This is a genomic window from Hydrogenophaga sp. (assembly GCF_031426985.1).
Lineage (GTDB): Bacteria > Pseudomonadota > Gammaproteobacteria > Burkholderiales > Burkholderiaceae_C > Hydrogenophaga.
Map to the genome: position 1 here is coordinate 1 of NZ_JASJOY010000154.1, position 2,657 is coordinate 2,657.

Below are 2,657 nucleotides of genomic sequence, written 5' to 3' on the forward strand. Positions count from 1 at the left end.
TGTCCGCGCCGATCCAAATTTGAGCCACTGTGCCGACTGAATATTGAGCCAGGGGTGGAAGCCGACTTTTGTGGGGTCGGCTGTGGATAAGTGTAGGTGCTGTCCTGGTTCGGCGATCTCCTTGTTGTTGTGTTGAAGGCGCTGTGCAAGCCGCGCAGGGCGTAGCCCGTAGCGGCTTGCACAGCGCGGCACTTGCTCAGAATGGGTCGGGCTCGGCCTGCGTCGAGGCACTCTTTCGCGCCTGCTCGCGGGCCTTGATGCGCTTCTTGGCTGCGGCCGTGCTGCGACTGAAACGGATCGACTCGTTGCCTGTCTCCACGATGTGGCAGTGGTGCGTGAGACGGTCCAGCAGCGCGGTGGTCATCTTCGCGTCGCCGAACACACTGGACCACTCGGCGAAGTCCAGGTTGGTCGTGATCATCACGCTGGTGTGTTCGTACAGCTTGCTCAGCAGGTGGAACAGCAGCGCCCCACCGGCCTGGCTGAACGGCAGATAGCCCAACTCGTCCAGAATGATCAGGTCCATGCGCAGCAGGCTGGTAGCGATGCGCCCGGCCTTGCCTTGAGCCTTCTCCTGCTCCAGTGCGTTGACCAGATCGACCGTGGAGTAGAAGCGCACCCGCTTGCCGTGCCGGGTGATGCCCGAGACGCCCATGGCCGTGGCCAGATGGGTCTTGCCTGTGCCCGGGCCGCCCACCAGCACCACGTTGTGCGCCTCGTCGGTGAAGGCCGTGGTGGCCAAGGTCTCCACCAGCTTGCGGTCCACCGGCGAGACCTCGAAGTCAAAGCCTGCCATGTCGCGATGCACCGGGAACTTCGCCGCGTGCATCTGGTGGCTGACCGAGCGCATCGCCCGGTCCGTGCCCTCGGCCTGCAGCAGGTGCTCGATCAGCCAGCGCGAGGACTCGATGCCCACACCGCCAGCCTCACCACCGCCTTGCTCGACCAGATCGGCCCACGCGCCGGCCATGCCGTGCAGGCGCAGTGCCTTGAGTTCGACCAGCACGTCAGTCTTCATGGTCGGCTCCTTCGATGGTGACACCCACTGTGTCCGAGCGAAGACTGTCGTAGCGAGCCGTGTTCGCCAGCGGCGGCGTGCTCACCTTCAACAGTGTGGCCGCCGTGGGCGGTATCGGCTGCGCGTTGAGCCGGTTCAGCACGTTGACCACATGCTCCACGCTGACCTTGCCCGGTGGACCGCTCTCCAGTGCCAGCTCGATGGCCACCAGCACCGCGTCCAGACCGGCGCTGAGCACAATGGCCAGCACCTGCGCCATCACCCGGTCGCCACCCGGGTTGCGCAGCAGCCCTCGGCGCAGCCGCTGCAGGGCCTCGGGCATGTCGGCAAAGGGCGCGCCGTTCCGCAGGGCACCAGGCTTCCTCTGCAGCAGTGGGATGTAGTGCTGCCAGTCATAACGGGTCTCTCCCGCATTGCTCAGCCGCTCGTGGCGGGCCACGATGGAGTCGCCGGCCACGATGGCGACGCTGCCCGGATACAGCCGCGTGCTGACCAACTGGCCGACCCGTTCGCACGGCACCGAATAGCGGTTGCGCGCCACCGACACCAGACACGTGCTGGAGACTCGCGCGGGTTTCTCGACGTAGCCATCGAAGGGCACCGGCATGGGCATCAGGTGCGCGCGCTCGTGTTCGAGCATCTCGGCCACGCTGAACTGGGTGTGCTCGGGGTGGCGCACCTCGTCCCACAGCGCGCGGCAGCGCTGGCCCAGCCAGGCGTTGAGTTCGGTGAAGCTGGCGAACTTGATCTTGGCCGCGTCGATCCAGATGCGCCGCCGGCTGTCCTGTACGTTCTTCTCGACGACACCCTTCTCCCAGCCGCTGGCCACGTTGCAGAAGTCCGGGTCATAGAGGTAGTGCGCGCACATGGTGGCAAAGCGCTCGTTGACGATGCGCCCCTTGCCCTTCTTGACCTTGTCCACCGCCGTCTTCATGTTGTCGTAAATGCCCCGGCGGGCCACACCGCCGAGTGCCGCGAAGCTGCGGGTGTGGGCATCGAACAGCATCTCGTGGCCCTGGCTGGGGTAGGCCACCAGCCAGAAGGCCCGACTGGCGCACAGCTTCATGTGTGAGACCTGCACCCGGTAGTAGATGCCACCGATCACCATGCCTTCCTCGCTCCAGTCGAACTGGAAGGCCTCGCCCAGTTCGAAGGCCAGTGGCACAAAGGCGTTGCCAGCAGACCCCTGACCTTCGCCCTGGCGCCATGCCCGGATGAAGTCGGTCACCCGCGTATACCCGCCCTCATAGCCCGCGCGCCTGATCTCGGCGTACAGCGCTTTGGCCGTGCGCCGCTCGTGTTTGGGCCGACGTGCATCGGCCTTCAAGGCCTGCCTGAGCGCGTCATGGAACGCCGTGAGTTTGCTGGGCTGTTCGCCGCGCCGGTACTTCGGTGGGCCGTCCACCTCCCCGTGCAGCCACTTCGCCACCGTGTTGCGCGAGAGCCCTGTCATGCGCGATATCTCGCGCTCCGATTTGTTCTTCCGGGCATGCAAATGCCGGATCCTGCCAATCATGTCCATGGTGATCACTCCTTGTCCTCTGCTGCACAAAAAAACAGCAGAGTAGGTTGTTCACCTGGCTCAGTTTTGGGTCGGCACTACCCTCAAAAGTGGCTCAGTTTTCGGTCGGCGCCAACA

General features: G+C 64.9%; 2 protein-coding genes. Both read right to left on the minus strand.

Annotated features, from left to right (window positions below; genetic code table 11):
- Positions 1 to 196: 196 nt before the first annotated feature.
- Complete coding sequence (gene istB / locus RMP09_RS17095) at positions 197 to 1,018, minus strand: IS21-like element ISThsp19 family helper ATPase IstB (protein ID WP_003460336.1); 822 nt, start codon at positions 1,016 to 1,018, stop codon at positions 197 to 199.
- Positions 1,008 to 2,540 carry an IS21 family transposase gene (gene istA, locus RMP09_RS17100; RefSeq protein WP_210824902.1) on the minus strand — a complete coding sequence of 511 codons (1,533 nt, stop codon included), beginning with the start codon at positions 2,538 to 2,540 and terminating at the stop codon, positions 1,008 to 1,010. The genes istB and istA overlap by 11 nt, the downstream gene beginning before the upstream one ends.
- Between the last annotated feature and the right edge of the window lie 117 nt (positions 2,541 to 2,657).

Bases quoted from the DNA above. Each gene is read 5' to 3' on its own strand.
- istA (WP_210824902.1), bottom strand. From the start codon at position 2,540: ATGGACATGATTGGCAGGATCCGGCATTTGCATGCCCGGAAGAACAAA.
- istB (WP_003460336.1), bottom strand. From the start codon at position 1,018: ATGAAGACTGACGTGCTGGTCGAACTCAAGGCACTGCGCCTGCACGGC.